General features: G+C 65.5%; 25 protein-coding genes. 11 read left to right on the top strand and 14 right to left on the bottom strand.

The genetic code is table 11. The features are described from left to right. Positions 1–72: 72 nt before the first annotated feature. Positions 73–891 (bottom strand): SDR family NAD(P)-dependent oxidoreductase, encoded by an 819-nt coding sequence (locus MU856_RS10435; RefSeq protein WP_263587499.1) that lies wholly within the window; start codon positions 889–891, stop codon positions 73–75. A 312-nt stretch (positions 892–1,203) separates the two neighbouring features. On the opposite strand from MU856_RS10435, the gene MU856_RS10430 reads away from it, so the two are divergent. After that, positions 1,204–1,734: a CarD family transcriptional regulator gene (locus MU856_RS10430; protein ID WP_003039510.1), complete on the top strand. Its 531-nt coding sequence runs from the start codon at positions 1,204–1,206 to the stop codon at positions 1,732–1,734. 57 nt (positions 1,735–1,791) lie between these two features. Here MU856_RS10430 and truA read toward each other — a convergent pair whose 3' ends face one another. Both truA and fmt read right to left on the bottom strand, forming a co-directional pair. Then, positions 1,792–2,532 (bottom strand): tRNA pseudouridine(38-40) synthase TruA, encoded by a 741-nt coding sequence (gene truA / locus MU856_RS10425; protein WP_263587498.1) that lies wholly within the window; start codon positions 2,530–2,532, stop codon positions 1,792–1,794. Next, positions 2,529–3,449 (bottom strand): methionyl-tRNA formyltransferase, encoded by a 921-nt coding sequence (fmt, locus tag MU856_RS10420; protein ID WP_263587497.1) that lies wholly within the window; start codon positions 3,447–3,449, stop codon positions 2,529–2,531. The genes truA and fmt overlap by 4 nt, the downstream gene beginning before the upstream one ends. Before the next feature lie 121 nt (positions 3,450–3,570). Between fmt and recR the strand changes: the two genes are divergently transcribed. Both recR and def read left to right on the top strand, forming a co-directional pair. Beyond that, complete coding sequence (gene recR / locus MU856_RS10415) at positions 3,571–4,167, top strand: recombination mediator RecR (protein WP_062767246.1); 597 nt, start codon at positions 3,571–3,573, stop codon at positions 4,165–4,167. A 31-nt stretch (positions 4,168–4,198) separates the two neighbouring features. Beyond that, positions 4,199–4,732, top strand: a complete 534-nt coding sequence (gene def, locus MU856_RS10410) for a peptide deformylase (protein ID WP_062900349.1) — start codon at positions 4,199–4,201, stop codon at positions 4,730–4,732. Between the two features lie 124 nt (positions 4,733–4,856). Here the strand turns inward: def and grpE are convergent, their stop codons facing one another. From grpE to MU856_RS10385, 5 genes are read right to left on the bottom strand one after another with little or no spacing between them, the layout of a single operon-like run. Continuing rightward, positions 4,857–5,408: a nucleotide exchange factor GrpE gene (gene grpE, locus MU856_RS10405; protein WP_062900348.1), complete on the bottom strand. Its 552-nt coding sequence runs from the start codon at positions 5,406–5,408 to the stop codon at positions 4,857–4,859. Positions 5,409–5,412: 4 nt separating this feature from the next. Continuing rightward, positions 5,413–6,456: a heat-inducible transcriptional repressor HrcA gene (hrcA, locus tag MU856_RS10400; RefSeq protein WP_062900347.1), complete on the bottom strand. Its 1,044-nt coding sequence runs from the start codon at positions 6,454–6,456 to the stop codon at positions 5,413–5,415. A 9-nt stretch (positions 6,457–6,465) separates the two neighbouring features. Continuing rightward, positions 6,466–7,653, bottom strand: coding sequence for a glycosyltransferase family 4 protein (locus MU856_RS10395; RefSeq protein WP_263587496.1), 1,188 nt, complete (start codon positions 7,651–7,653; stop codon positions 6,466–6,468). A 1-nt stretch (position 7,654) separates the two neighbouring features. Next, entirely contained in the window at positions 7,655–8,125 is a 471-nt protein-coding gene (locus MU856_RS10390) for a GtrA family protein (RefSeq protein ID WP_186402407.1), read from the bottom strand. Further along, entirely contained in the window at positions 8,122–8,817 is a 696-nt protein-coding gene (locus MU856_RS10385) for a ferritin-like domain-containing protein (RefSeq protein WP_263587495.1), read from the bottom strand. Before MU856_RS10385 ends, MU856_RS10390 begins: the two co-directional genes overlap by 4 nt. Positions 8,818–8,999: 182 nt before the next feature. On the opposite strand from MU856_RS10385, the gene MU856_RS10380 reads away from it, so the two are divergent. From MU856_RS10380 to MU856_RS10360, 5 genes are all read left to right on the top strand, one after another. Then, a complete protein-coding gene (locus MU856_RS10380) occupies positions 9,000–9,800 on the top strand; it encodes a dienelactone hydrolase family protein (protein WP_263587494.1) in 801 nt (266 codons plus the stop codon). Positions 9,801–9,845: 45 nt separating this feature from the next. Then, positions 9,846–10,562, top strand: a complete 717-nt coding sequence (gene rph / locus MU856_RS10375) for a ribonuclease PH (RefSeq protein ID WP_186402404.1) — start codon at positions 9,846–9,848, stop codon at positions 10,560–10,562. 1 nt (position 10,563) lies between these two features. Beyond that, the gene (rdgB, locus tag MU856_RS10370) at positions 10,564–11,187 is read left to right on the top strand and encodes an RdgB/HAM1 family non-canonical purine NTP pyrophosphatase (protein ID WP_263587493.1); all 624 of its coding nucleotides are present in this window, start codon (positions 10,564–10,566) and stop codon (positions 11,185–11,187) included. 155 nt (positions 11,188–11,342) lie between these two features. After that, positions 11,343–12,488, top strand: coding sequence for a radical SAM family heme chaperone HemW (hemW, locus tag MU856_RS10365; protein ID WP_263587492.1), 1,146 nt, complete (start codon positions 11,343–11,345; stop codon positions 12,486–12,488). 97 nt (positions 12,489–12,585) lie between these two features. Next, entirely contained in the window at positions 12,586–13,479 is an 894-nt protein-coding gene (locus tag MU856_RS10360) for a tyrosine-type recombinase/integrase (protein WP_062900339.1), read from the top strand. Here MU856_RS10360 and MU856_RS10355 read toward each other — a convergent pair. Genes MU856_RS10355 through rsmI form a run of 4 tightly spaced genes read right to left on the bottom strand, consistent with a single transcriptional unit; the run spans position 13,476 to position 16,294 of the window. Next, on the bottom strand, positions 13,476–14,084 hold the full coding sequence (locus MU856_RS10355; protein ID WP_003039464.1) for a DedA family protein: 609 nt from the start codon (positions 14,082–14,084) through the stop codon (positions 13,476–13,478). The genes MU856_RS10360 and MU856_RS10355 overlap by 4 nt on opposite strands. Before the next feature lie 22 nt (positions 14,085–14,106). Beyond that, on the bottom strand, positions 14,107–15,057 hold the full coding sequence (gshB, locus tag MU856_RS10350) for a glutathione synthase (protein ID WP_234179774.1): 951 nt from the start codon (positions 15,055–15,057) through the stop codon (positions 14,107–14,109). 11 nt (positions 15,058–15,068) lie between these two features. Then, positions 15,069–15,419, bottom strand: a complete 351-nt coding sequence (locus MU856_RS10345; RefSeq protein WP_263587491.1) for a YraN family protein — start codon at positions 15,417–15,419, stop codon at positions 15,069–15,071. Between the two features lie 14 nt (positions 15,420–15,433). After that, complete coding sequence (rsmI, locus tag MU856_RS10340) at positions 15,434–16,294, bottom strand: 16S rRNA (cytidine(1402)-2'-O)-methyltransferase (RefSeq protein ID WP_263587490.1); 861 nt, start codon at positions 16,292–16,294, stop codon at positions 15,434–15,436. A 10-nt stretch (positions 16,295–16,304) separates the two neighbouring features. Here rsmI and MU856_RS10335 point away from each other — a divergent pair, with 10 nt between their 5' ends. After that, positions 16,305–17,492, top strand: coding sequence for a penicillin-binding protein activator (locus MU856_RS10335; RefSeq protein ID WP_062900335.1), 1,188 nt, complete (start codon positions 16,305–16,307; stop codon positions 17,490–17,492). A 185-nt stretch (positions 17,493–17,677) separates the two neighbouring features. Then, positions 17,678–18,214, top strand: coding sequence for a translation initiation factor IF-3 (infC, locus tag MU856_RS10330; protein WP_003039450.1), 537 nt, complete (start codon positions 17,678–17,680; stop codon positions 18,212–18,214). Between the two features lie 10 nt (positions 18,215–18,224). Here the strand turns inward: infC and MU856_RS10325 are convergent, their stop codons facing one another. After that, positions 18,225–18,920 carry an NRDE family protein gene (locus MU856_RS10325; RefSeq protein WP_062900334.1) on the bottom strand — a complete coding sequence of 232 codons (696 nt, stop codon included), beginning with the start codon at positions 18,918–18,920 and terminating at the stop codon, positions 18,225–18,227. Between the two features lie 128 nt (positions 18,921–19,048). Here MU856_RS10325 and MU856_RS10320 point away from each other — a divergent pair, with 128 nt between their 5' ends. Next, positions 19,049–19,486, top strand: a complete 438-nt coding sequence (locus tag MU856_RS10320) for a hypothetical protein (protein ID WP_263587489.1) — start codon at positions 19,049–19,051, stop codon at positions 19,484–19,486. 104 nt (positions 19,487–19,590) lie between these two features. Here the strand turns inward: MU856_RS10320 and MU856_RS10315 are convergent, their stop codons facing one another. Next, complete coding sequence (locus MU856_RS10315; RefSeq protein ID WP_263587488.1) at positions 19,591–21,096, bottom strand: S10 family peptidase; 1,506 nt, start codon at positions 21,094–21,096, stop codon at positions 19,591–19,593. Positions 21,097–21,130 lie beyond the last annotated feature (34 nt).

Below are 21,130 nucleotides of genomic sequence, written 5' to 3'. Positions count from 1 at the left end.
GATCCGGCGGGGCTTTTTGCTCTGCCATATTGTTGCTATAAGGGTAGGCGGCCTTGGACCGCCAAGCCCCGCTCAGGACGCTGACGTGGCGCCCATCTGCTGGGCATAGCCCGCCTGCACCATGGCGTTCATCCGGTCGAACAGCGCGTTCGGGTCGCTACGGCGCAGGGCGGCGATGGCGGCTTCGGCGCCTTCGGCGACCACCAGTTCGCGCGTTCCGGCATCGACTGCGGCGAGCATCTGTGCCGCAGCATCGTCGGGCGACAGGCCGTTGTCGATTGCCGCATCGCTCGCGCCGCGGACGCTGCCGTCGGCGTTGAGCGCGTTGCGGCTGACGTTGGTGCGCACCGATCCGGGCTCGACCACCAGCACCTTCAGCCCCAGATGCTCATTTTCGGCGCGGACGCTGTCATGATAGCCGATGATGCCGTGCTTGGCCGCCGAATAGGCGCTGCGCAGCGGCACGCCGGCAACCCCCGCGACGCTCGATATGGCGATGATCTGACCGCCGCCGGCCGCGATCATGCGCGGAAGCAGCGGCTGGGTGAGGGCAATCGGCGCAAGCAGGTCGACCGCGATGATCTTTTGATAGACCGCAAAATCGGTTTCGACCGCCAGGCTGCGCTGCGAAATACCGGCATTGTTGACGAGACCGTCGATGCGGCCGCCCCAGGCCCAGGCCTGTTCGACAAGCCCTGGAATCGCGTCATAGTCGGTCGCCTCGAAGGGCAGGATCATCGTGCCCGCGCCGCAATCCTTTGCCACCGCTTCGAGCGCGGCGACGTTGCGACCCGACAGAATCAGCCGCGCGCCGCGCGCCGCAAGGCCGCGCGCCAGCGCCGCGCCGATACCCGACGAAGCCCCTGTAACCCACCAGATTTGATCTTTCATCTTGGCATCCCCATCTGTCTTTCCGTCTCAAGGTGAAACGCGTTTTGGGGGGCGTCAAGCCGCCGACCCGCGGATTTCCGTGCGGGGTGGCAATTTTGTTGCGAATCTGATATAATAAATATCAACGCGTCGACAGCTTGCCTCTTTCCATCGCCGGAAAGGCACCCTGCGGCGTCCTTATGGAGCCATATCCCTTGTCGCTTTGACTGGCTAGCGCCGACCGCCTTGCTTCGATCCCCCTCCGACGAGGGCGGACGTACCCGGCCTTTTCGCGCTTTTCCGGTCCCGACGGGGCAAATGAAAGGAACCTGCATGTCCGCAAACACGCTCGTCTTTGAAGTCGGTGACTATGTCGTTTATCCCAAACATGGCGTGGGGCGCGTCATTGAACTGCAGAAGTCGGAAATCGCCGGCATGCAGCTCGAACTTTATGTCCTGCGCTTCGAAAAGGAGAAAATGACCCTGCGCGTCCCGACCAACAAGGCCGAGGGCGTGGGGATGCGCAAGCTGTCGTCGGACAAGACGCTGAAGGAAGCGCTTCAGGTCCTGACCACGAAGCCGAAGGTTAAGCGCACCATGTGGTCGCGCCGCGCCCAGGAGTATGAAGCGAAGATCAACTCGGGCGATCTCGTGTCGATCGCCGAAGTGACCCGCGACCTGTTCCGCGCCGACGATCAGCCCGAACAGAGCTATTCGGAACGTCAGATCTTCGAAGCGGCGTCGAGCCGCCTCGCGCGCGAACTCGCCGCGATGGAAGAAAGCGACGAAAAGACCGCGCAGGCGAAGATCCTTCAGATCCTCAACGAACATGCGCCGCTCTATTACGCTGAAAAGGCGCTCTGAGCCTTTTCTGCCGAGACGTGAAGAGGGCGGTCCGCAAGGGCCGCCCTTTTTCGTGGGTCAGGGATATCTTGCTTCGATGAAATAGAGGCCGTCGGGCGGTGCGTTGAGGCCGAGAGCCTGCCGGTCGGCGGCGTCGAGCGCGGCTTTCAGGTCGCGCGCCGACCATTTGCCTTCGCCGACGAGGGTGAGGCAGCCGACCATCGATCGAACCTGATGATGCAGAAAGCTGCGCGCCGCGGCTTCGATGACGATCTCGTCGCCATGGCGGCTGACCGACAGGCGGTCGAGCGTCTTCACCGCGCTTTCGGCCTGGCAATGCACCGAGCGGAAGGTGGTGAAATCGTGCCGCCCCACCAGCGCCTGCGCCGCGCCGTGCATCGCTTCGGCGTCGAGCGGCTTAGCAAATTGCCAGGCGAGCCCCTTGTCCCAGGTCAGCGGCGCGCGGCGGTTGACGATGCGATATTCATAGGCGCGGCCGAGGCACGAAAAGCGCGCGTGCCAGTCGTCGGCGACCGTCTCGCACGCAAGGATGGCCACCGGCGCGGGGCGAAGCTGGGCGTTTAGCGCTTCCATCAGGCGAAAGGGCTGGATGGCCTTTTCGATGTCGACATGCGCGCGCATCGCGATCGCATGGACCCCGGCGTCGGTGCGCCCGGCGCCGTGAACGGGGGCCGTTTCGGCGGTGATGCGGGTGACAGCTTCCTCGATCGCCTGCTGAACGCTGGGGCCATGCGACTGGCGCTGCCAGCCCATGAACGGGCGGCCGTCATATTCGATGGTGAGGGCGAAGCGGGTCATGCCAGGCGCGTTCCCGCAGCTATCGGTCGACCACGCAGCAGTTCGGCCGCATCCATTGCCGGCTTGCCCGCGCGCTGCACACGGGTGGCGCGGATCGCGCCGGGGTTGCAGGCGATGGTCAGCGCATCGTCGAGCGTGACGCCGGGCGCGGCTCCGGCGACGGTGTCGGCGGGATGCACGACATCGGCCGCGAGAATCTTGTACCGCTCGCCCTCCAGCTCGAAAAAGGCGCCGGGTGCCGGGTTGAACGCCCGTATCTGGCGTTCGGTCTGGGGCGCGCTGACCAGAAAATCGAGCCGCGCCTCGCTCTTGTCGATCTTGGCGGCATAGGTGGCGCCGTCATCCGGCTGCGGCGCGGGCGGACAGGCGGACAGGTCGGCCAGCACCTCGACCATCAGCGCCGCGCCCATTGCGGCGAGTTCGTCGGTCAGTTCGCCCGCGGTCTTGCCCGCAACCGTCGTGCGGCCGATCAGGCGCATGCCGCCGGTGTCGAGCCCCGCATCCATCTGCATGATGGTGACGCCCGTTTCGCTATCGCCCGCCAGAATCGCGCGCTGCACGGGCGCCGCGCCGCGCCAGCGCGGCAGGATCGAGCCATGGACGTTGAGGCAACCTTCGCGCGGCGCGTCGAGGATCGCCTGCGGCAGAATGAGGCCGTAGGCGGCGACCACCGCGACATCGAGGTCGAGGGCGGCGAATTCGCCCTGCGCTTCTTCGGTCCGCAGGCTCTTCGGCGTGCGGACGGGCAGGCCGTGCGCCTCCGCCCAGAGATGCACCGCGCTCTGCTGAAGTTTCTTGCCGCGCTGCGCCGGGCGCGGCGGCTGGGTGTAAACCGCCACGATCTCATGCCCCGTCGCGTGGAGCGCGGCGAGCGTCGGCACCGCAAAGGGCGGCGTTCCCATGAAGGCAATGCGCATGGGCAGCGCCTTTGGCGGAGGATGCGATGTTGTGCAAGGTCGATGGCTGGAGATTGCTTCGTCGCTGCGCTCACAATGACGAATGTTGCGGGCCACGCTGTGGGTCATTACCACCCTACCCATGGCGTCCACCGAAATCGAAGCCCTCGTCCAGCAACTCGCCCGGCTCCCGGGCCTTGGCCCGCGGTCGGCGCGGCGCGCGGTGCTGCATCTGATGAAAAAGCGCGAGAGCAGTTTCGCGCCCTTGCTCGCGGCGCTCCAGACGGTGTCCGAGCGGCTGGTGACGTGCGGTATCTGCGGCAATGTCGATACCAGCGACCCCTGTGCGATCTGCGCCGATCCGCGCCGCGACCCGCGCAGCCTGTGCGTGGTCGAGGAAGTGTCGGACCTGTGGGCGCTTGACAAGTCGCGGCTGTTTCCCGGCAAATATCATGTGTTGGGCGGGCGATTGTCGGCTCTCGAAGGTGTGCGGCCGCAGGATTTGAGCATCGACGCGCTGGTGGCGCGCGTCGCGGCGGGCGGCATCGACGAGGTGGTCCTCGCGATGAACGCGACGCTCGAGGGGCAGACGACGGCGCATTATCTCGCCGAGCGACTGGAGGGCTATCCGGTGCGGCTGACGCAGCTCGCGCATGGTTTGCCGGTGGGAGGCGAACTCGATTATCTCGACGAGGGAACGCTGGCGCAGGCGCTGAGGGCGCGGCGACCGGTCTCTTGACGGAAGCGCCGTCAGTCCATACCTCGCACCCATGGCCATCCTACCCATCATAGAGACCCCCGATCCGCGGCTGCGCGTGATTTCAAAGCCCGTCGAGACGTTCGACGCCGAGCTGAAGCAGCTCGTCGCCGACATGTTCGAGACGATGTACGACGCGCCCGGCATCGGGCTGGCGGCGATTCAGGTCGGGGTGCCGAAGCGCATTCTCGTCATCGATCTTCAGGAACCCGATCCCGAGGACGAGGAAGGCAAGAAGGTGATCCGCGAGCCGCGCGTCTTCATCAATCCCGTCTTTTCGGACGAGAGCGAAGAGCATAGCGTCTATCAGGAAGGCTGCCTGTCGGTCCCCGAACAATATGCCGATGTGACGCGTCCCGCCGAAGTCACGGTCGATTGGCAGGACGTGGACGGCAAGCACCACCAGGAGCGCATGACCGGCCTGATGGCAACGTGCATCCAGCACGAGCATGACCATCTGGAAGGTATTCTCTTCATCGACCATCTGTCGCGGCTGAAGCGCGACATGGTGCTGAAGAAGCTCGCGAAGCTGCGCAAGGCGGCCTGAGTGCCCGCGTCGCGATAGTGTGTCCCCGCGAAGGCGGGGACCCATCTTCTGGCGGCGCAAATCTGAAACGGTCGGCGATGGACCCCCGCCTTCGCGGGGGAACGCGTTGGAATTATACGCGGGGTTATTCCGCCTTCTTCGCGACCCCCACCATCGCGGGGCGCAGCAGGCGGTCCTTCATCATATAGCCAGCCTGCATTTCCTGCACGATCGTGCCGGCGTCCTTGTCGCTGGGGATTTCGAGCATCGCCTGATGCTGGTTCGGGTCGAGCGGCAGGCCGATCGCGGCGATGCGCGTGATGCCGTGGCGTTCGAACACGCTCATCAGTTCGCGCTCGGTCGCCTCGAGCCCCGTGAGCAGCGGCTTGATCGCCTCGTCGGCGCGCTGTTCTTCGCTGAGCGAAGCGAGCGCTCGGCCGAGATTGTCGGCGACCGACAGGATATCGCGCGCGAATTTGGTCGCCGCATAGGCGTGCGCGTCGGCGACTTCCTTTTCGGCGCGGCGGCGCACATTCTGCGTTTCGGCGCGCGCGTAGAGCAGATCCTGCTGCACCGCGGCGAGTTGTTCGGCGAGCTTGCCCGCTTCGTCCTGCGCGGGGGCCTCGGCAGTCGCTGCCGCTTCGGTTTCCGGGGCCTGGCCGTCTTCGACCGGCGTTTCGTTTTCGATGTTCGTCATAACCCTATCGTATCAGTCTTGAGAGCGATTGTGCTGTAAAATCCACCATGGGAACGATGCGCGCATAGTTCAAGCGGGTCGGGCCGATAACCCCAACGACGCCGACCACCCGTCCATCGGATCCGCGATAGGGCGCGGCGATAACCGACGATCCCGACAGCGAAAAGAGCTTGTTCTCCGACCCGATGAAAATGCGCGTCGCGCTGCCTTCGCGCGCGCTGTCGAGCAGGCCGGCGATGTCCTGCTTTGTTTCGAGCTCGTCGAGCAGCTGGCGCACCCGGTCGAGATCGCCGACCGCGCTGTCGTCGAGCAGATTCGCCTGCCCGCGAACGATCAGAACCGGCCGATCGGCGCCGTCGACCGACCAGATGGCCAGCCCGCGCGCGACCAGATCGGCGGCGGCGCGGTCGATCGCGATCCGTTCGTCCTCTATCTCGCGCCGCACCCGCGCCATTGCCTCGGCCAGCGTCAGGCCGCCGAGCATGGCCGAGATATAATTGCCTGCTTCTACCAGCGCCGACGGCACCAATCCGGCGGGCAGGTCGATGACGCGGTTTTCGACCGATCCATCGCCCGCGACGAGCACGACTAGCGCCTGACGGTCGGCCATCGGAACGAAGGCGACCTGCTTGAGCACGCGTTCATGCTTGGGGACGAGGACAAGGCCGGCGCAGGCCGAGAGGCCGGACAGCGTGGCCGTCGCCTGCGCCAGCGCGCTTTCGATCGGGCCGCCTTCGGCGAGGCTCGCCTCGATCTGCGCGCGATCCTCGGCCGAGGGTTCGGCGACCTGCATCATCCCGTCGACGAACAGACGCAGCCCCTGTTCGGTCGGCAGGCGTCCGGCGCTGGTGTGCGGACTCGCGAGCAGACCGAGTTCTTCAAGATCCTGCATGACATTGCGGATCGACGCGGGCGACAGGTTGAGCGTCGCCAGCTTCGACAGCGTACGCGACCCGACCGGCTGCCCATTTTCCAGATAGGCATCGACGACGAGCCGGAACACATCGCGCGCGCGCGTCGTCAATTCGGTGATCGGCGGGGTCGTCATGGCATGGATTTAGGGATGCGAAGGGGCGGGGGCAAGGATGGCGCTGACGCCGTCGCCGTCCGGCCGGGCCTGCCGAGGCGGCGCGAGGATCGTGCGATAGAGGCGCGCGACGCTTTCGGATGCGGCGTGCCAGGAAAAGGCGGCGCTTCTTGCGCGTGCGGCGGCGCCCATTGCGCGCCGCGCGTCGCCGTCCGCAATGAGCCGAACGAGCGCGTCCGAATAGGCGCGGCGGTCGCCGGGCGCGCATAGATGACCCGTTTCGCCCTCCACGATCAGCGCGCTCGCGCTCGGCGCGTCGGCGCTGACCACGGGCATGCCCGACGCCATCGCCTCGAGCACGACATTGCCAAAGGCTTCGGTCGTGCTCGGGTTGAGCATGATGTCGGCGCTGGCAACCGCGTGGGCGAGTTCCTGCCCATCAAGATGACCGGTCAGCACCGCAGAGGGGAGCGCAGCAAAGGCCTCCGTCGCCGGTCCTGCGCCCACCACCAGCGGCGTGACTGGGTGGCTGGACAGCAATTCGCGCAATATCGCGACATATTCCTCGACGCCCTTTTCCAGCACCAGGCGGCCGAAGAAGAGGATGACGATCCGGTCGTCGGCGATTCCACGCGCGCGGCGCCATTCGAGGCTGCGATGCGACGGCGAGAAAAGGTCGCGATCGACGCCGCGACTCCAAAGGCTGACCCGGTCATCGCCGCGCAGCGTGCGCATCTCGTCGACAAGGCCCGGAGTTGGGGCGAGGACATGATCGGCGCGGCGATAGAAACGATGGATGTGACGGTCGACCACCGGCCGCAGCCAGTCGAGGCCGTAATAGCCAAGGTAGGTTTCGAACCGCGTGTGCAGGCTGACGACAAGCGGCGTGCCGCGATCGAGGGCGAAGGTCTGCGCGCGGGTGCCGAGAATATCGGGGGTCGCGACATGGATGATGTCGGGCGCGAACCGCGTCAGGTCGCGGCGGGTCGCGCGGGGCAGGCCGAGCGCGAGCCGAAACTCGCTGCGCACCGGCAGCGCGATCGACGGCACCGGGACCAGGTCGCCCGCCGGTTCGAACGCCGGCGTGTCGGTGACGGGGGAATAGACCCGTACCGCGGCGCCCGCATGCTGCTCGAGATGCGCAACAAGGCGGTTGAGCGCCTGGTTCGCGCCTTCGCGCACATAATTGTAATTTCCCGTAAATAGCGCGATCCGCACCTTACACCTGTCGAAAATTGAGCACCGCGTTCAGCACGAACATCGCGAGCCCGGCAAAGACGGACACGATCACGCGGGCGACGAGATAGTGGATGGCAGTCCATTTGAGCAAGGCGGCAAAGAGCAGGATGGTGATCGCCATGCCCACCCCAGCATTGACCAGAAAGATCAGATAGCCCGACCCGATGGCGCGATCGGTGCCGCGAAATATCCACGAACGGCCGAGCGCATAGTGCAGGCTGTTCGAAGTCAGAAAGCCGATCGCCGCCGCGGGGACCGCCTGCATCCTGCCCCATTGCACCAGACCCCAGAGAACGGCTAGCCCGACCAGAAAGACGGCGCTGCTGACCGCCGTGTTCTTGAGCAGCATGCCGCCGACGCGGCGATTGAACAGGCGCGACGCCAGCCCGGCTTCGCCCGCCGGGGCCTGTCCGTTGGCGGGCAGTTCCACCCCTCCGCTATAGTCGGTCATGCAGCAGCGTGGGCGACGGCGGGGAGCGGGCGATCGCAATAGGCTTCATCATCGCGCGCATCGGGCCAGGCGGTGCGGCGCCCCACCCAGGGGTTGAGGAAAAGCCACGGCAGCTTGATGAACAGCAATTCGGAATGGATGAAAGCGTCGATCGCCCGTTCCCACCAGCGCGGGCGCCGGCGCCCGTGCGCGACGAGCCACGCCTCATAGGGGGCCCAGTGGCTCGGTTCGTCCTTGTGGATGATCCGGAAAATCCGCGTCAGGATCGGATCGTCGAGCACGAAGCGGTTTTTCAGCAGGGTTTCGACCTGCTTGTAACCGCGCCGTTCGGTCAGCGCGATAACGCGGCAGAGCCGTTCGAACAGCTCGTCACGATCGATGACCGCCTGCGTATCGAGCTTGTCGATCGGCGTGCGAAAAATGATTTCGACGAAGCGGTCGATATGCCCGAAGGTGCGATCGACATCGAGCGGCATCGAACCGCGCCGTTCGAACCAGCGGCGAAACATCATATAATGTTTGCGCTCGTCGACGCGGTGGCTTTCGATCGCGGCGATCAAGGCCAGATCGTCGGGCGTCCGCGCGCGAACCGCTTCGATAACCCGGTCGATCGCCGTATAGCCACGATGTTCGTTATAAATATAGATCGACCCGAGTACGAGCAGATAGCGTTCGCGCAACCAGCGCAGCATAGGCATCTCCCACCAAAGCGACTGATTATCACCCTTCGCGGCGCTAGTCGAATGGCGCTACGACGCCTCATCGTATTGCGATACCGAAATTGGGCCGAGCGCGCGACGAAAACAGGTGCATCGGGCGCATCTTCTACCTACCTTTACCCAGCTTCAGGGGGCCACCCGGGGGGGAGAGAAATATGACCACACGTCCGCTCGATCGCGACGATCCGCTCGACGATTTCGACCGGCGGATGATTCGCCTGCTCGGCACCGACCGGCTCGTCTATGTGACGGGCGGCGGCCCGGCGGTGATCGTGATGACCGAAATGCCGGGAATCAGCCCGCATGTCGCGCGGTTCGCGCGCTGGGTCCGCGATGCGGGCTTCACTGTCTATATGCCGCATATCTTCGGGAAGGACGGCGCCGTGCCGCGCATGCCGGGCGCATTGTTCACGATGATCGGGGGCTGCATCAGCCGCCAGTTCCGCGCCTTTCAGGCAAATGAAAGCTCGCCCGCGACGCGGTGGCTGCGCGCGCTCGCGGCGCTGGCGCACGAAGAATGCGGCGGCAAGGGCGTCGGGGCAATTGGTATGTGCTTCACCGGCAATTTCGCGCTGTCGATGATGCTCGAACCCGCGGTGCTGGCGCCGGTGCTCGCGCAGCCGTCGCTGCCGCTGAATGATCCCGCGGGCATGCATATCGCACCCGATGAACTGGCGGCGGTGAAGGCGCGGATGGAGGCCGAGGATCTGACCGTACTCGCCTATCGCTTTGCGGGCGACAAATTCTGCAAAGCGGCGCGCTTTGCGGCGTATGCGGACGCGCTGGGCGAGCGCTTCGTCGGCCGCGTCCTGCCCGACGAGGCGGCGAACCCCGACAGTCCGATGAAGAACCCGCACAGCGTCGTCACCATCCACCTGATCGACGAGGCAGGCCAGCCGACGGTGCAGGCGCGCGACGAAATCCTCGATTTCTTCAAGATGCGGTTGAGTGGATGACAGCGCGCGCCTAAGAGCCGCGCCTTCAACGATGAAAGGAATATCATGCGACCCTCCGGCCGCGCGCCCGACCAGATGCGCCCCATCGCCATCGAAACCGAATTCACCATCCATGCCGAAGGCAGCGTGCTGGTGAGCTTCGGCAACACCAAGGTGCTAGTCACCGCCAGCGTCGAGGAAAAGGTGCCGCCCTTCCTGCGCGGCAAGGGCCAGGGCTGGGTCACCGCCGAATATGGCATGCTGCCCCGCGCGACGCACACACGCGGCAGTCGCGAGGCGGCGAAGGGCAAGCAGTCGGGGAGAACGCAGGAAATTCAGCGGCTTATCGGGCGCAGCTTGCGCGCCGTCGTCGATATGAAGAAGCTCGGCGAGCGCCAGATCGTGATCGATTGCGACGTGATCCAGGCCGACGGCGGCACGCGCACGGCGTCGATCTCGGGTGCGTGGGTCGCGCTGCGCCTCGCGGTCGACAAGCTGATCGCGGCCAAGGCGATTGCCGAAGATCCGATCGAGGACAAGGTCGCGGCGATTTCGTGCGGCATGTATCAGGGCGCCGCCGTCCTTGACCTCGATTATGACGAGGATTCGAACGCCGAAGCCGACGGCAATTTCGTGCTGACCGGCAAGGGCCAGATCGTCGAAGTGCAGGCGAGCGCCGAAGGCGCGACCTATGACGAGGAAGGCCTGCTGCGCCTCCTCCGCCTCGCGCGCATCGGCTGCGGCGAGATTTTCGCGGCGCAGGCGAAGGCGGTGGGACGCTGACATGACGCGCCAGCTCGCTCCCGGCAAACTCGTCATCGCGAGCCATAATGCGGGCAAGGTGCGCGAAATTCGCGCGCTGCTGTTGCCTTATGGCATCGAACCGGTGTCGGCGAGCGACCTCGGCCTTCCCGAACCCGACGAAACCGGGACGACCTTCGCCGAGAATGCGTTGTTGAAGGCGCATGCGAGTGCGTCGGCTTCGGGGCATCCCGCGCTTGCGGATGACAGCGGGCTAGAAGTAGCGGCGCTGGGCGGGCGGCCCGGCGTCTATACGGCCGACTGGGCCGAGCGGCAGTGGTTCGAGGGCGAAAAGGGCCGCGACTGGTATATGGCGATGGGCAAGGTCGAGGGGTTGCTCGCCGAGCAAGGATCGGACGTCGACCGCAGCGCCTGTTTCGTTTGCACGCTGGCGCTCGCCTGGCCCGACGGGCATGCCGAGATTTTCGAGGGGCGGGCAGGCGGTAGCCTGACCTGGCCGCCGCGCGGTACGCTGGGGTTTGGTTATGATCCGGTCTTCGTGCCGACTGGCAAGTCCCTGACTTATGCCGAGATCGATCCGGCCGAGAAACATGCGATCAGCCACCGGGCCGATGCTTTTGCGAAGCTGGTGGCGGGGGTGTTTTAGAGCGCTGGCGTCCCGAGATTCGTCGTCCTGAACTTGTTTCAGGGTCCATGGGCCACCCCTGCCTTTGAGCACCGCACGAAAATCGAGCTCGGGCCATGGATGCTGAAACGAGTTCAGCATGACGAAGTGAGATGGGCATCGCTATATTCCTTGGTATGACCGAACCGCTCGCCCTGTATGTCCATTGGCCCTTTTGCGTCAGCAAGTGCCCCTATTGCGACTTCAACAGCCATGTCCGCGAAAGCGTCGATCAGGCGGTCTGGCGCGATGCGTTGCTTGCCGACTTGCGGCATGAGGCGGCGCTGTTGCCGGGGCGGCGGGTGTCGTCGATCTTCTTCGGAGGCGGCACGCCCAGCCTGATGCCGCCTGCGACGGTGGCGGCGGTGATCGCCGAGGCGGCGGCGCTATGGGGCCTGACCGACGACTGCGAGATCACGCTGGAGGCCAATCCGAACTCGGTCGAGGTTGCCGCCTTCGCCGATCTTGCGGCTGCGGGGGTCAATCGGGTGTCGATCGGGGTTCAGAGCTTCGATCCGCAAGTGCTTGAATTTCTGGGGCGCGCGCACGGCGGCGACGAGGCGCGGGGGGCGATTGCGGCAGCGCAGGCGCATTTCCGCCGTGCCAGCTTCGACCTTATCTACGCGCGGCCGGGCCAAGGGCTTGTCGATTGGGAGCGCGAACTTGCCGATGCGCTGGGGTTCGGCACCGGGCACCTTTCGCTCTATCAATTGACCATCGAACCCGGCACGCGCTTCGCGACGCTCGCTACCAGAGGCGAGCTTCTCCTGCCCGACGGCGATGCGGCCGCGGACCTGTTCGACGCGACGCAGGCGATGACGCGCGCGGCGGGGCTGCCGCGTTACGAAGTGTCGAACCATGCACGGCCGGGCGAGGAAAGCCGCCATAATCTGACCTATTGGCGCTACGGCGATTATGCGGGGGTCGGGCCTGGCGCGCATGGACGGCGGCTTGCCCAGGCGACCGAGCGCCACAAGAAGCCTGAGAATTTCATCACGGCGGTCGAACGCAACGGCCACGGCCTGAAGGTCGAGACCGACCTGCCGCCGCACGAACGCGCGACCGAGGCGATGCTGATGGGCCTGCGGCTGACCGAGGGCATCGATCTGGCGCGGATCGAGGCACGGAGCGGGCTGGGGCGCGATGCGTTCGTCGATGCCGACGCGGTGGCGCGGCTGGTCGGGCAGGGGATGATGCGGCAGGCTGGCGACCGGCTGAGCGTGACCGACGACGGCATATTGCTGCTCGACAGCATCCTTTCCGAGGTGGTGAAAACCCACTAGGCTCTCCAAGACCGTTCGCATCCAGAAGCCGAAGTTCATCCTGGGCGCCTACCCAGGCAGCCGACGGGCTCGACACGGACGGAATGGGAGGGGAGCCGTGACCGATCAATTGATCCGCGACTGGAACGCCCATCTGGCGCATGAAAAGCGCCGGTCGGACCATACGCGCCGCGCCTACATCGCGACCGCCGAGCGCTTTTGCGGCTTTCTGGCGCATCATCGCGGCGGGGCAGTCGATGCGCGCATGCTCAAAGGCCTGACCCCGAACGATCTGCGCTCCTATCTTGCCGATCGCCGGGCCGACGGGCTGGGCAATGCCTCGGCCGCGCGCGAATTGTCGGCGCTGCGCAGCTTTCTGCGCTTCGTCGGCGGGTCGAACGCCAGCGTACCGCAGATGCGCGGTCCGCGCGTCAAAAAGGGACTGCCGCGCCCGGTCGCGCCGGCCGAGGCGATGCAGCTTGCGCAGGATGTCGAGGACAATGCCCGCGAAGCCTGGGTCGGCGCGCGCGATTTTGCCTTGCTGCTGCTGCTCTATGGCGCGGGTCTGCGCATCGGAGAAGCGCTGTCGCTATCGGGCGCAGCGCTGCCGCTCGGTGAAACGCTGCGCGTGACCGGCAAGCGCGGCAAGACGCGGATCGTGCCGATCCTGCCCGCGGTCGCGGCGGCGGTCGCACGCTATGCCGCGGCCTGCCCCTGGCCGATGGGAAAGGATGCGCCGCTGTTCGTCGGCGCGCGCGGCGGGCCGCTGCAACCGGGTGTGGTGCGCGCCAGCGTGCGGCAGGCGCGCCGCGCGCTCGGCCTGCCCGAGCGCACGACGCCGCACGCGCTGCGCCACAGCTTCGCAACGCATCTGCTGGCGGGCGGGGCCGATTTGCGCAGCCTGCAGGAACTCTTGGGCCATGCGAGTCTGGCATCGACGCAGATATACACCGCAGTCGATGCCGCGCATCTGCTCGACGTTTATCGCAGCGCCCACCCGCGCGCCGGTTAGTCGCGGCGGTGCTTGGGTTTCCAGGTGAAGACGCGCCAGAAGTAGAGAAGGACCAGCGAGCCGATCGCGACGAGCGCGAGCGGGCCAACGAACTGTTCGATATCGGCGAACTGCTTGCCGAACCAGTTGCCCGCACCGGCGAGCGCGGCGATCCAGATTGTCGATCCGGCGGCGGTCCACAGCAGGAATTTCGCCTGATTCATATGCACCATGCCCGCGGGCAGCGACACCATCGTCCGCGCGACGGGCATGAAGCGCGCGACGAAGACGATGCCCGGACCATATCGGACGAAGCCCGCGTGCAGCCGCTCGACCTCGTGCCAGTCGAGCGTCAGCCAGCGGCCGTGGCGGTCGATAAAGGGCTTCAGCCGCTTGTAGCCGATCCAGCGCCCGATTGCATACCACACCCAATTGCCCGCGGTGGTGCCGGCGACCGCGACCGCGACGAGGGTCCAGAAGTCGAAGCGTCCTTGCGCGACCGCAATGCCGCCCAGCCCCATGATGACTTCGGACGGGACGGGCGGGAAGACGTTTTCGAGGAACATCAGGACGGCAATGCCCCAATATCCCCACGCCTGAATTAGATCGAGGATGAATTCGGTCATGGATGGCAAACGCGGTGGCGGCTCAAGCGATCCGGCGTTCTATCGCATCCCAGATCATGCCGGCCGTATCGCTGTTGTTGAAACGGTCGATCGCGACGATCCCGGTCGGCGAGGTGACGTTGATTTCGGTGAGCCATTCGCCGCCGATCACATCGATACCGACGAAGATCAGGCCGCGTTCCTTGAGCTGCGGGCCGAGCGCGGCGCAGATTTCCTGCTCGCGCGGCGTCAATTCGGCCGCTTCGGCATAGCCACCAACGGCAAGGTTCGACCGGAATTCGCCTTCGCCGGGCTTGCGGTTGATCGCGCCGGCCACGTCGCCGTCGACCAGAACGATCCGCTTGTCGCCTTTGGACACGCTGGGCAGGAATTGCTGGACCATGAAGGGTTCGGGCCAGACCTGACCGAAAAGTTCGACCAGTGCGCCGAGATTGCTGCCGTCGGCGTCGATACGGAACACCGCCTTGCCGCCGTTGCCGTGCAGCGGCTTGACGACGACGGCGCCGTGGCGCGCCTGAAAATCCTTCACCGCGTCAAGATCGCGCGTGACCATCGTCGGCGGCATGAATTGCGGGAAATCGAGCACGAAAACCTTTTCGGGCGCGTTGCGCACCGAAACGGGATCATTGACCACCAGCGTTTCGCCCCGAATGCGTTCGAGCAACCAGGTGCCGGTAAGATAGCCGAGGTCGAAGGGCGGATCCTGCCGCATCAGCACGACATCGACATCGCGGCCAAGGTCGATCGTCACCGGATCGCCGAAGCGGTAATGCGCGCTGGTCTCGCGCTTGACGTCGAGCACGGGGTGCGCCCGTGTCGTCAGCCGTCCGGCCTCCCAGGTCAGCCCGCGCACATCGTAGTGATAGAGGGTGTAGCCGCGTTCGAGCGCTTTCAGCATCAACGCGAAACTGCTGTCACCGCCTATATTGATGCCATCCATCGGGTCCATTTGAACCGCCGCGCGCAGGGTCATTCCGTCTTCCTTCAGGGCTGCCAGACGTGGACCAGATGGCGAGGCAAGCGCCCCGGCGCAAGGAGCATCACGTCGATGCGAATATCATCATCGGGTCGCGTAAAGCGCGCGCTGAGCATTTCTGCGGCTGCCGCGACGCAGCGCAGGCGAAATTCGCCGATCGCCATATCGAGGTCGGCGGTGCTGTCGCGCCATTTTGCCTCGATGGAAGCGAGGGTGCGGCCGCGCCGCGCCACCAGATCGACTTCGCCCGCGGGAACGCGCAGCCGTTCGCCCCGGATACGCCAGCCATGCAGGCACAGCCACCAGGCAGCGCGCAGCTCGGCCCGGCGTCCGCACGCTTCGGCGGCGGAGCGGTTCAAGCGCGATCCTCGGTTCAAGCGCGATCCCTAAGCGCGAGTGCGCGCGCATAAACGGCGTGACGGTCGAGCCCGAAGCGCTTGGCGACGGCCTTGGCGGCTTTGGCCACCGGCTGCTCGTCCAGCGCATCGCGCAGCGCCGCGTCGATCGCTGCGTCGTCGGCAGCTTCGACGGCGTGCTCCTGGGTCGGGCCGACCATCACGACGATTTCGCCTTTTGGTGGTGCGTCGGCGTAGCGCGCGGCGAGATCTTCGAGCGAGCCGGTGACACATTCTTCGTATAATTTGCTGATTTCGCGCGCGACCGCCGCCTCGCGATTGCCAAGGCCGGCGGCGAGCGCGGTCAGGGTCGCGGCGAGGCGTGGCCCGCTTTCGTAGAAGACGAGTGTGGCGCGCAAAGCGGCGAATTCGGCGATCGTGTCGGCGCGTGCCTTGGTCTTGTTCGGCAGGAAGCCCGCAAAAAGAAAGCGATCGCTCGGCAGGCCCGACAGGGTAATGGCGGCGATCGCCGCGCAGGGGCCGGGCAGGGTAGTGATCGCCCGTCCCGCCGCGCGCGCATCGCGCACCAGCTTGTAGCCGGGGTCCGAAATCAGCGGGGTTCCCGCGTCGGACACCAACACGACGACTTCGTCCGCCATCCGGGCAACCAGCGCCGCACGGGCGCGTTCGTCGCTATGATCGTGATAGGGGGTCATCGGAACACGCAAACCCAGATGTGCGAGCAGCTTTGCCGTGACGCGCGTGTCCTCCGCCGCAATCACGTCGGCGCGAGCAAGCACCGCCGCGGCGCGCGGGGTGATGTCGCCAAGGTTGCCGATGGGCGTCGCGACGATATAGAGACCGGGCAAGGGAGATATAGAGATGGTCGAATCCGGCATGGCGTCAGAGATGGCAGAAACGACGCGCGAGCGCCAAGGGAATGCGTCGCCGCGGCGGCAATTGCTGCGCGGTATCGCGACGCTGGCGCTTGGCGGGCTGCTCGCCGCATGCCAGGTGGTGCCGAAGACCAGCGGTCCGGCGACCCCGCCGCCGCCCGACAAGCCCACCGACAATGTCGGCCCCGGCCTGCCGACCGATACCGACCGCCACCGCGTCGCGCTGCTCGTTCCGCAGACGGGAACCAACGCCGATGTGGGCATGGCGATCGCCAATGCGACGACGATGGCGCTGCTAGATACCAAGGCCGACAAGGTCCGCATCACGACTTATGACACCGCGCTGGGCGCCGCCGCGGCCGCGAAGCAGGCGGTGGCCGACGGCAACAAGCTGATCCTCGGCCCGCTGCTCAGCGAGGATGTGACCGCGGTGGCGCCGATCGCGCGGGCGGCGAAGGTGCCCGTCATCAGCTTTTCGAACGACAGCAGCGTCGCGGGCAACGGGGTCTTCATCATGGGCTTCGTCCCCGGCCAGTCGGTCGAGCGGGTCGTGAGCTTTGCCCGGGCCAAGGGGCAGCAGCGCTTCGGCGCGCTGATCCCCAAGAATCTTTATGGTGAGCGTTCGATGGCGGCATTCAAGGCGGCGGTCGCCAATGCGGGCGGAACGCTCGTCGCGACCGAAACCTATGACCGCAGCGCCGCGGCGTTGACGGGCGCGGCGCGCCGTCTGGCGAGCGCCGGTGCGATGGACGCGGTGCTGATCGCCGATGTCGGCGGCAATGCAGTGCGCGCGGTTCCGATCATCAAGGGCGCGGGACAGCGCCAGATCCTCGGCACCGAATTGTGGAACACCGATGCCACCTTGGGCGGCAATCCGGCAATGCGCGGTGCGTGGTTCGCCAGCGTTTCAGATGGCCTCTACGGCCAGCTTGCCACCAAATATCGCACACGGTTCGGCAAGGCGCCCTATCGTCTGGCCAGCCTTGGCTATGATTCGGTGCTGCTGACGGTGCGCATTGCGCGTGACTGGAAGCCGGGGACCAACTTTCCTGCCGGACGCCTGATGGCGGCGGATGGATTCGGCGGCATCGACGGCATCTTCCGCTTCAACGACCGCGGCATTGCAATCCGCGCGCTGGAGGTCAGCGAGGTGGGAGCGGGCGGCTTCCGCGTGATCGACCCCGCACCCGCCAAATGGTAGGGTCCGGATCCTAGGGGCAGCGGGCGTGGCATAGCCGCCACAGTCGGACGAAAACCGCCGGTAAATTGCGCACGGCAACCTTTACGCCGCGCCAATGTTCATTATATGTGCACCGCGCGCGCGTTTGCGCGCCCGCTGCGCATACGAACTGAAACGACACAGGAGATACAGCTATACGCCCGCCCATGACCCGCCGCCCGCTGGCGCCAATGCCGCCGAAGAACGGCCCGCGATACAATGAATTCATCGCCTCGCCCAAGGTCCGTGTGATCGACGAGGAAGGCGAAAATCTGGGCGTAATGCTGACTGCTGAAGCGATCGAACAGGCGGCCGAAGTCGGCCTCGATCTGGTCGAAGTATCCCCCAACGCCGATCCGCCGGTGTGCAAGTTCCTGGATGTGGGCAAGTATAAATACGAAGCCCAGAAGAAGGCCAATGCGGCCCGCAAGACGCAGAAGACCCAGGAAATCAAAGAGATCAAGATGCGTCCGAACATCGACGATCATGATTTCGAAGTGAAAATGAAGAAGGTCTTCGACTTCCTCGAGGAAGGCGACAAGGTCAAGATGACCATGCGCTTCCGCGGCCGCGAAATGAGCCATACGCAGCTCGGCCTCAACGTGCTGCAGCGCGTGGCGGAGATGACGGCAGAGATCGCCAAGGTCGAGGCGCATCCGCGCACCGAAGGGCGTCAGATGCTGATGGTGCTCGCGCCTAAATAGGATTTGCGGCTCAGCCGATACGAAAATCGAGGGCGGTCGTTCCACCGGAGCGGCCGCCCGCTTCGTATCGGCGCTCGACCATGCGGGCATCGCCGCTCGCGCCGATCATGACCAGCGTCGAGGCGCGCGTGCCGTAGACCTCGCCGCGCAGGAACAGCGCCGGGCCTCCTTCGGCGGTCAGTGTATCGAGCAACCCTTCGGGATCGGCGCCGGCCTCGACCGTGGCGGCCAGTGCAGCGCGCAGCCGTTCGGCGCGCGGGCAGGGGTGGTCGACGGGTTCGTTGGCGAGGGCATGAACGCCGTCCGCCAGCGCTGCGATCAGCGGCTGCGGCCGGTTGGTGAGCAGGCGGGCACGTCCATCGGCGGCGAACAGATTGAAGGCATTGAACCGGTCGAGATCGGCTTCGGACGGATCGGTGAAACGCCCACCGCCGCGCAACATGTCGACCACCAGCGCGCCGCGCGATTCCTTCGCCAGATCGGGCATCGCGCCGCGGACATTGGTCACCACGACGACGCGTCCGCTCGGTCGATGCACGCCGAGCCACGTCCCGCCGGCTTGCAGGTCGCGCCCAGCAACGATGCCGCTGCCATCGTCCCATTCGGCGAGCGCCGCCGCCGGCCGGGCGTGAAACTCGTCACGGTTGCCGATCAGGATCAGCGGCCAGTCGGGATGGACGCGGCGGGCAAGGGCGACGACACACATGCGCTGCCTATCGGAGAGCGCGACGGATTTGCCAAGCGTTCATGGTGTGTTGCGCGCGTAAATCACCAATTGTCCAGCGCGCGAATGGATGATAGTCTGCCCCCATCTTTCTGGAGGGGGAGATCAACATGAATGTAGCCGTCAAAACGCCGTGGCACCTGTGGGTTGTCGGGGCCGTATCGCTCGTCTGGAACGCTTTCGGCGCGGTGGACTATGTGATGACCAAGATACAAAATCCCGATTATCTGGCCGCTTTCACGCCCGAGCAGCAGGCATGGTTCACAGGCTTTCCCGCCTGGGCGAACGCCGGATGGGCGCTCGGCGTTTGGGGATCGGTGCTCGGATCGCTTCTGCTGCTCGTTCGCAGCCGCCATGCGGTCACGGCGTTCCTGGTTTCGCTCGTCGGGCTCGCCGTCAGCTGTATCTACCAGTTCGGCATGCATTATGGCGACCTGATGCGGATGTTCGGGACCTTCCCGATGATCTTCACTGCGGTTATCTGGGTCATCCTGATCGCGCTGTTCGTCTATGCGCGCAAACAGGCGGCAGCGGGGGTGCTGCGCTAGATGGCGCGCATAAGCCGATAAAGCGTCGCCCCCGCGAAGGCGGGGGCCGTTTTTGGCCTTGCCTTCGCGGTGCGACGCTATCGATTCGTCGCGTCCCGTCCTGCCTACCGCGCGCGAATGAACGCGCGGATGTCCGACGACAATTTGTGGCGATCCTCGTCGCGAATATACATCATGTGTCCGGCGTCATAATATTTATATTCGATCCGGTCCTGCGGGATGCCGGTGCGCGACAGCGAATATTCGGCGGCGAAAAAGGGCGTCGCGAAATCATAATAGCCCTGACCGACAAAGACGCGCAGTCCGCTGTTTTCGCGCAGCGCCTGCCCGATATAGGGCGCGACGTTGAGATAGGCATTGGAGTCGCGGCCTCCGATGCGCCAGTCCCACTGGCCGCCGATGCCGCTGATCGATTGATATTCGCGGTCGGTCTTGAACCCCAGCGTATCGCGCGCCCAGCTATTGATCGCGGCGGTGTAGCCCGCGTCGATGCCATAGAAGCTGGGATCATTGTCGGGCTCTTCGCCCGCATTGTCATAGTCCTTGCCCGTGTAGCGGCTGTCGAGCCGGCCGACGGTCAGGCCGCGGTCGCGCAGCAGTTCCTTGTAGAAGCGGCCGGGCGTGACACGCAGATCCGCCTGTTCGAGATAGGTTTCGGACAGGCCGGTGAAGCGGGCAAGCTCGCGGCGGATCGTGGCGCGTTCCTCGCCCTGCAGCTTCTGTCCCTTGAGCAGCGCCGCGGCATAGGGGCCGATCGCCCACTGCCGCGCCTCTTCTGCGAATTGTTCGACCGACGGCGCGCTCGCCTTGCCGTGATAGAGGGCGGTCGTCGCCATCGACGGAAGGTTGGTGATGTAGCTGAGTTCATTGCCCGGCGTATCGGACCCGGCCGCGAAATCGAGCACGGTCGAGATGAGGATGATGCCGTTGAGGCCGACATCGTTGAAGGTGACATTCATCAACTGGTTCGCGACCGCCGCCGAGCGCGTGGTGCCATAGCTTTCCCCGCCCAGGAATTTGGGGCTGTTCCAGCGGCCATTGTCGCTGAGCCAGCCGCGGATGACTTCGGCGACGGCCTTCGCGTCCTGCGTCACGCCGTAATAATCCTTGGGATCGGCCTTGCCTATCAGGTGCGAGAAGCCGGTGCCCGGCGGATCGATGAACACGATGTCGGTCACGTCGAGCAGCGAATCGGGGTTGTCGACGATGGGGTAGGGCGGGGCGCCGTCATCCTTGGCATCGCTGGGGATCGCGACGCGCTTCGGCCCGAACGCACCCATCATCAACCAGACGGTGCCCGACCCGGGGCCGCCGTTGAACAGAAAAGTCACCGGGCGGCCCGGATCGCGCGGCTCCTTGATATAGGAGGTGGTGACGATCGCCGCTTCGGGCCCGCCATCCTTGTTCTTGAGGATCGTCTCGCCGATCGTCGCGGCATAGCCGATCTTCTGCCCGCCGAACGTGCCCGAAAGGCGCGTCGTGTGCATCTGCGGCACGATGTCCCCGGCCTTTTCCGGCTTGGCTTTTTCGGCCGGCGCGTCCTGCGCGGCAAGCGTGGCAGGAACCGCAGCGGCAAGCGCCAGCGCGATCAGCGACAGACCCGTTTTCATAGATATTCTCCCCGTTTGCGGAGCGGACGCTAGG

Source organism: Sphingopyxis sp. GC21, assembly GCF_025727575.1.
GTDB classification, from domain to species: domain Bacteria; phylum Pseudomonadota; class Alphaproteobacteria; order Sphingomonadales; family Sphingomonadaceae; genus Sphingopyxis; species Sphingopyxis terrae_A.
This window is presented reverse-complemented; position numbering and strand designations above follow the sequence as displayed.